We start from the raw sequence: 6938 nt of genomic DNA, 5'->3' as shown, positions 1-6938 counted from the left end.
ACACCCTATCCAAGGGGTTGCGATGCGCCTTTTATTATTCATTGCTTTCTTGATGGAAAATAATATTATTGTGTTATATTATTAAAGCTTCTGCTTCCTTCTTTTCAAAGAAGGAACAAAAACCCCCGTAAATCAATGCAGATGCAGATGGCGGGGCACGCCGTCGATGTAGATGGGGGTCAGCTCGGCCTGGATGAGGGGGCGGGCATAGTGATGGAATGCTTCGGTCACATGCATGCCGTCCGGGCTGATCCAGTCATCCGGCACGCGCTTTTCCAGGTTGGCAACCTTCTGCACATCTACCATCTCGGTTTCGGTGCGGTACGGCATATCTGAAATGCGGCGGATGGCGCACATCTTACCGGTTTCGCCGCGGTAAGCAGCTTCCACCGAAGCACCGCCCACTTGGTATGCCTCGGTAATGTCGGTGCGGCTTGCCAGATGGGAGGCACAGCGCTGCAGGGTAGAGAACTCGATCGCGCGGGTCTTGCAGCCCAGGCGCACATGGATCAAATCCGCCAGGTAGCGGCTGGTGCCGGACAAAATGGCTTTATGGCCAAAAGCATCCAGCTGGCCTGCTGTGGATACCAAATCACACAGGAAAACGCCGTCCTTGTTTTTTACGCCCTCGCTGGCCGCAATGATGACATTGTGGCGGTCTTTTTCCAGCTGGGCTACTTTTTCCAGGAACACATTCTCGTCAAAGGGGCGCTCCGGCAGCAGAATGATGTCCGGGCCGTTGCAGTCAGCCCCGGCAGCCAGGCTGGCGGCACCGGCCAGCCAGCCGGTATGGCGGCCCATGATCTCGGCCACCGTTACGCTGCGGATGTCATACACGCTGGAATCACAGATGACCTCTTTCAGGATGGTGGCAATGTACTTGGCGGCACTGCCGTAACCGGGGGTGTGGTCGGTGTACATCAGGTCGTTGTCAATGGTTTTGGGCACGCCGATAAAGCGGATCTCGCTGCCCTTGGCAGCCCCGTAAGCGGAAAGCTTGGCAATGGTGTCCATCGAATCATTGCCGCCAATGTAGAACACAGCCCCAATGCAGTACTTGGCAAACAGCTCAAACAGCTGCACAAAGGGGCGTTCGTCCGTGGCGGGGTTGGGCAGCTTGAACCGGCAGCTGCCCAGGTAACTGGACGGCGTGCGCTTGAGCAGCTCAATTTCCATCTTGTCGTCAAGGCGGTCATCCAGGTCCACAATCTTGCCCTGCAAAAGCCCTTGAATGCCATACTCCATGCCGTATACATGGGCGGCGCCCAGAGCTTTGGCAGCTTCATACACACCGGCCAGGCTGGAATTGATCACAGCAGTCGGCCCGCCGGACTGGCCGACCAGTACATTTGTTCCCCAAGACATAAGAAAGCCCTCCTTATTTTTGCAGCCATCATGCTATCTTAATATGATACACCCTAGTGTACACGAAAGTGCGACTTAAAGCAAGTATTTTGCGCACCGGAGGTTTTACAGCTTCACGCCCATTTTTTCCAGCGCAAACAGCGCTGCGCCCAGGCTGCCGCACAGTTGGCTGTACTCGCTGACCTCCACCGGGGCTTTCAGGGCGGTTTCCAGCTCTTTCACAACGCCGCGGTTGCGGGCTACACCGCCTGTCATCATAAAGGGGGCCACGCCGCCGGTGCGGCGGGCCAGGGCAGCGGTTTTGCCCGCAACAGATTTGTTCAGGCCGTGGATGATATCCGCCGGTGCGGTGCTGCGGGCAATCAGGCTGACGACCTCACTTTCCGCAAACACGGTACACATGCTGGAAATGGTCACATCGTTGTGCCAGTCCAGGCCAAGCTCGCTCATCTCCGGCAGCTTCATCTGCAGGGTGCGGGCCATCATCTCCAAAAAACGGCCGGTACCGGCGGCGCATTTGTCGTTCATCGCAAAGGTTTCAACAGCGCCGCTTTCGCTCAGGCGGATCACCTTGGAATCCTGCCCGCCAATGTCGATCACGGTGCGCACGGCGGGGTCCAGATGATGAGCCCCGCGTGCATGGCAGGTGATCTCGGTCACGGCTGCGCCGTCATCGCCCAGGAACTCGCGCCCGTAGCCGGTGTATACCTTGGAACCCAGGTCGCTTTCGGCAATGCCTGCCATCGTCAGGGCCTGTTCCAGTGCCTGGCGGGCGCCGGTTGCAGCCCCGGCGCCGGTGGGCACAATGGCCCAGCCGCAGATCTTTCCGCTGCGATCCAGGATCACGGCATCGGTGCTGGCAGAGCCGCTGTCGATGCCGGCGGCATATTGTGCGTTGGTGTTCATGGCGGGGGCCTCCTTGTTTTCGGTATCGGGAACGGCGTTCAGGCTTTCGGCAAATGCGCCCAGGCGGGTGCTCAGCTGCCCGCCGCCGCTGGTAAAGGTCTGGCGGGAACAGTCGGTTTCAATTTTTAATACCGGCAGATGGAACTGCTCCGGCGCGGTCAGGCCGGGGGCGTAATAATCACAGAACTGCACGGTGTGGTACACAATGCCAACGGTCTGGCCGTCCACCAGGGCGGCGCGCTCACTGACCGGGGCATCCATCCGCATGCAGGGCATCTGGCCCAGCAGGGCGGCGGCGTAACCGGGCAAAAAGTCCTCCAGTGCGGCGGGGGCAACATCGGCAAGCTCACGGTTGCCGGTGCAGGTAGCATCCACCACGGGCAGGGCAAAGGCTTTCTGCACGGTATCATACAGCACACTGCCGCCATGGGCACCCAGCAGGGTCAGATGCGGACCCTCGGCGTGTGGTTTGTGCACAAAAAAGGCGTGGGCGCGCTGGGCGTCGAATTCCTGCCCGGTGTACCGCTGCAGGGCGTCCGCCAGCCTGCGCAGGTCCCGCGCAAAGCGGGCGCGGGTGGCCGGGGTACTCTGGTGGGGAACGGGCAGCAGCTGCAAAAATTCCATCTTACCACTGGCAGCCAGCACATCGTAAACGCGCAGCATGGCATCGCAGCAGTTGGTCAGCACCAAAGCCCGGATGCCGGATTGCTCCACCTGTTCCAGCACAGCCTTGGCGTAACCGCACAGGTTGGCGTGGGCGCAGCGCTCCGCGCAGGAAAAACTTTCCGCCAGCGGATCCAGCGCCGAGAAGGTGGCCCCATACCCGGCAAACAGCTCCAGCGGGGCGTATTTGCAGGCATAATAAATCGTTTTGCTCATACCAGCGCCTCCTGTTTGCTGTGCAGCATCTCCAGGAAAGCATCCAGCCGGGTGGCGGTCTGGCCGTCCATCGTGTTGGCGCGGTCGCAGCCATCGCCGTCCAGCAGCAGCACCGGGTAACCCTCGGCTTCCAGTGCGCTCTTGAACAGCTGTGCGGCCCCCATCGTCTGCTTGCAGCCCCATTGGCAGAAGTAGACCACCCCGTCGATCTGCTGCATGCGGCACAGCTCCAGCGCGCGCTGGATGCGGTGCTGGGCGCTGCCGTTAAAGATGTTGTTCACCAGCCGCGCGGCCATGCTCTCAAACGGTTTGTCCGGGTCCATATAGCAGCCTAAGGTATCGGCGTTCATATCGCAGGTAATAAGCTGGTTTTCTGCCGAGAAATTCAGCCGCTCCCGCACGGGCGCCTGATAAAACGGCACGGCGTGCGCCCACAGCAGCCGGGTGCCGCCACCCATGGGGCTGGCCTCGATATCCGCCAGCAGCTTGCGGGCGTACTGTTCAGCCTGCGGGGTGCCCAGCATGGTGTGGGTCACAAACACTTCGTAAAATTCGGAGGTGACATCGTTGTGCAGGTTCCGCCCGGCCTTGGCGGCCTGTGCCTGCTGCAATAGTTCCAGCGTGCGGCCGCTGTGGGCGACTGCCTGCTGCAGGGCCGCTTCGTCCAGCTTCTGGTGGGTCGCATCCTCCAAAAAGGCGGCGAACTCTCGCAGGCGGTCGGAAACTTCGGCCACAGCGTACTCGTCGTGGTCATAGGGCACATCCAGATAAAAGTGGGGGATGCCGTAATGCTGCGCCAGCCGCCGGAAGGTCAGGTTGTTGGCATCGCAGGCAATGGAGGTGCAGGCAGTGAACAGCGGCTTGCCCGCCGTGCCGGAAAGCCCCATGCCCAGCAAAGCCTTGTGATAGCTGCACAGCGTGGGGCTGATGCCTGCGCTCTCGGCATAATGGATAAAGCCGCGCTCGGCTGCGGCACCGTTCAGGTAACAGGCGGTGGCTTCGGCAAACATCGGCAGCAGGTGGAAGGCGTGCAGCAGTTCACAGGGCATAAAGATATTGACCAGCGCCGCCCGCTGCGGGTGGGCCAGGGGCGCAATCATGGCGTCCATGGCGATCTGTGCCGCATACTGCCGCGCGGGGGTGAGCTCTTTTTCCGGGGCAAGCAGCAGCTGCACATCCTTGGCGCGGTAGCCCAACAGCAGCAGCTGGCGGGCAAGCTCCGGCTTGGAAATGGCGTCATCCACCAGCTGGCCAAAGCGGTCAACGATATTTGGCATAGGGGGTTATCCTTTCAACACATAGGTTTCAATGGCCTTGGCAACGCCGTCATGGTTGTTGTCGTCCGTTACATAGCGGGCGGCGGCCAGAACATCCGGTGTGGCGTTGCCCATCGCAATGCCGTACCCGGCGGCCTGGATCATGGCAAGGTCGTTGCCGGAATCGCCGCAGGCCATCACCTGGTTCATCGCCAGGCCCAGGGTATCGGCCAGCGTTTTTAATCCGCTGCCCTTGGTCACGCCGGGGGCGTTGATCTCCATGTTGTTGGGAATGCTGGAAGTAATCTCAACATTAAACCGGCTGGCAACAGCCTGCCAGGCGGCATCGCGGGCGGCATTGTCCCGATAGGTGATGCTGAACTTTTCCACCTCGTGCGGGTGGGCGGCGAACACTGCGTGCATGTCATTCACCACAATGCGGCTGTCGCGCAGGTAGCGGCGCAGGGCAGGGGGCATCAGGGCAAGGCCGTCATTGGCACCAAAATAATCGGTGTAGGCTTTGCCGCCGATAAAAATGCCCATGGCACCGCCCGTTGCGGCCACGATATCATAAATGTCGCTGGCAAGGGCAGCATCAAACGGCAGGTTGACCAGCGGTTTGCCGGTGGAAAGCTCCACCACGCTGGCCCCGTTGGAAGTCAGGGCATACCGCACGCCGGGAATGCGCAAAAACGCTTCCGGCACACCCGATGCCACACGCCCCGTTGCGGGGATGACATCAACCCCTTTGGCAATGGCAGCACGGATGGCTTCCAGCGTGCGGGGTGTGATCTCTTTTTCATCATTGAATACGGTGCCGTCCAGATCCAATGCAACAAGACGGATATCGGGCATAACGGACCCCTCCTTTGTTATATTTCACCAAAGATTTTAGCGCATTTTCGGTCATTTTGCAAGGGCGCCTTGCATTTGCTATGCCAAGTATGGTAAAGTGTCATCAGCCCTTTGCATATTGGCACAGGGCAGGGAGGGGAACGCGATGCAAACCGAACAACAGTCGTTGCGTGCGGCAGCCGGGCAGCGCTTTTGGCAGATCGATGCCCTGCGCGGGCTGGCGCTGCTGAATATGCTGGTTTACCATGCCATGTATGACTGGGTGTATATTTTTGGCCATGCCAGCGGTTGGTACGATATCTGGTCCACGCACTGCCATGTGTGGCAGCAGTATATCTGCTGGAGCTTTATTCTGCTTTCGGGTTACAGCTTTACCCTATCCCGCCGCCCGCTCAAGAACGGCCTGCTCACGGCGGCCTGCGCGGTGGTGCTGACCGTGGCAACCGCCGTTGCCATGCCGGAGGAAGTCATCTGGTTCGGCGTGCTGCACCTGCTGGGCTGTGCGGCCCTGCTGACCTGTCTGCTGCACCCCGTGCTGGAAAAGCTGCCCCCGCTGGCAGGGGTTACGGGCAGCGCGGTGCTGTTTGCCCTGCTGAACCAGCTGCCGCAGGGCTGGCTGGGGTTTGAGGGAACGCACCTGGCGGCCCTACCCGCCGCCTGGTACAAGCCGAATCTTTTCTGGCTGGGTCTGCCAGATCTGACGGTGTTTTCCTCATCGGATTATTTCCCGCTTTTGCCGTGGGTGTTTTTGTATTGGGTGGGGTACTTTTTTGCGCGGTGGTTCCGCGCCCGCTGCACCGCGCAGCCCGGCCTGCCGCCCAAAGCCCTGCGCCCCCTGTGCGCCGTGGGCAGCCGCACGCTGCTGATTTATATGCTGCACCAGCCGGTAATTTACGGCGCTTTGCTGGGGCTGCACGCATTGGGGTTGGTATAAAGTTTGGGTAAAGAAAAAAGAAGAAAGAATAATGAATAATGGATGTGTGCCGCCCACGGCGTCACATTTTAACCAAGTCAGTTGCTCCGGCAAAAAGCATTCCAGCCAGAGCAGCCAACCTATTTTATTTGCGCCGCTGCGGGCGGCGCACCAGCATTATTCTTTATTCATTATTATTTATTATTTTGTATAAACTATTGCCCATACCCCGCGTATGAGGGCAAAAAACTGAACTTTTTATGAAATTTCAAAAAGTGGGCCAGAACGCATAAAATCGTGGTTGACAGGAGCCTATAAAGTATAGTATAATTTCAGTTACTGGTTGATTGTAATTTTGATTGACCGGCAAACTCCTGTCTCAGACCAAGGGAGGGAAAAAGATGTCGGAGATCCGTGTCAAAGAGGGCGAATCCCTTGAGAGCGCCCTGCGCCGTTTCAAGCGCAGCACTGCCCGCAGCGGTGTTCTTGCTGAGGTGCGCAAGCGCGAGGCTTATGAGAAGCCGTCTGTGCGTCGCAAGAAGAAGTCCGAAGCCGCCCGCAAGCGCAAGTTTAAGTAATCCGGAGCCATCGCAGCGGCTATGCCGCCGTTTTCGATAACCGTGTTTACCCAAAGGAACGGCAGAACAGGTTCGCAGAGATGCGGGCCTGTTCTTTCTTTATATCTAAGGCAACACCGCACAATTCCCGCCTTACGGCTTAAGCACCGCTCCGGCGGCTGCGGCACGGCATCTGCGTTGCCAAAA

General features: G+C 59.1%; 6 protein-coding genes. 2 read left to right on the top strand and 4 right to left on the bottom strand.

From position 1 onward, the window contains the following. Positions 1–132: 132 nt before the first annotated feature. The 4 genes from C4885_RS14855 to C4885_RS14840 form a co-directional block, all read right to left on the bottom strand. Positions 133–1365, bottom strand: a complete 1233-nt coding sequence (locus C4885_RS14855) for a 6-phosphofructokinase (protein ID WP_114001083.1) — start codon at positions 1363–1365, stop codon at positions 133–135. 105 nt (positions 1366–1470) lie between these two features. Further along, the gene (locus tag C4885_RS14850) at positions 1471–3150 is read right to left on the bottom strand and encodes an acyl-CoA dehydratase activase (RefSeq protein WP_114001082.1); all 1680 of its coding nucleotides are present in this window, start codon (positions 3148–3150) and stop codon (positions 1471–1473) included. Further along, on the bottom strand, positions 3147–4427 hold the full coding sequence (locus tag C4885_RS14845; RefSeq protein ID WP_114001081.1) for a 2-hydroxyacyl-CoA dehydratase subunit D: 1281 nt from the start codon (positions 4425–4427) through the stop codon (positions 3147–3149). Before C4885_RS14845 ends, C4885_RS14850 begins: the two co-directional genes overlap by 4 nt. A 6-nt stretch (positions 4428–4433) precedes the next feature. After that, positions 4434–5261, bottom strand: coding sequence for a Cof-type HAD-IIB family hydrolase (locus tag C4885_RS14840; RefSeq protein ID WP_114001080.1), 828 nt, complete (start codon positions 5259–5261; stop codon positions 4434–4436). Positions 5262–5406: 145 nt separating this feature from the next. On the opposite strand from C4885_RS14840, the gene C4885_RS14835 reads away from it, so the two are divergent. Together C4885_RS14835 and rpsU are read left to right on the top strand one after the other, a co-directional pair. Further along, positions 5407–6195, top strand: a complete 789-nt coding sequence (locus tag C4885_RS14835; protein WP_114001079.1) for a heparan-alpha-glucosaminide N-acetyltransferase — start codon at positions 5407–5409, stop codon at positions 6193–6195. Positions 6196–6575: 380 nt separating this feature from the next. Further along, on the top strand, positions 6576–6752 hold the full coding sequence (gene rpsU, locus C4885_RS14830; protein ID WP_040917814.1) for a 30S ribosomal protein S21: 177 nt from the start codon (positions 6576–6578) through the stop codon (positions 6750–6752). Positions 6753–6938: the final 186 nt, after the last annotated feature.

Origin of the sequence: Subdoligranulum sp. APC924/74, assembly GCF_003324125.1 — a bacterium.
Lineage (GTDB): Bacteria > Bacillota > Clostridia > Oscillospirales > Ruminococcaceae > Gemmiger > Gemmiger qucibialis.
The sequence above is the reverse complement of the archived record's forward strand: the minus strand, read 5'-3'. Positions and strand labels throughout refer to the sequence as shown.

Coding starts and splice junctions, on each gene's coding strand:
- C4885_RS14855 (WP_114001083.1), bottom strand. CDS start 1,365: ATGTCTTGGGGAACAAATGTACTGGTCGGCCAGTCCGGCGGGCCGACT.
- C4885_RS14850 (WP_114001082.1), bottom strand. CDS start 3,150: ATGAGCAAAACGATTTATTATGCCTGCAAATACGCCCCGCTGGAGCTG.
- C4885_RS14845 (WP_114001081.1), bottom strand. CDS start 4,427: ATGCCAAATATCGTTGACCGCTTTGGCCAGCTGGTGGATGACGCCATT.
- C4885_RS14840 (WP_114001080.1), bottom strand. CDS start 5,261: ATGCCCGATATCCGTCTTGTTGCATTGGATCTGGACGGCACCGTATTC.
- C4885_RS14835 (WP_114001079.1), top strand. CDS start 5,407: ATGCAAACCGAACAACAGTCGTTGCGTGCGGCAGCCGGGCAGCGCTTT.
- rpsU (WP_040917814.1), top strand. CDS start 6,576: ATGTCGGAGATCCGTGTCAAAGAGGGCGAATCCCTTGAGAGCGCCCTG.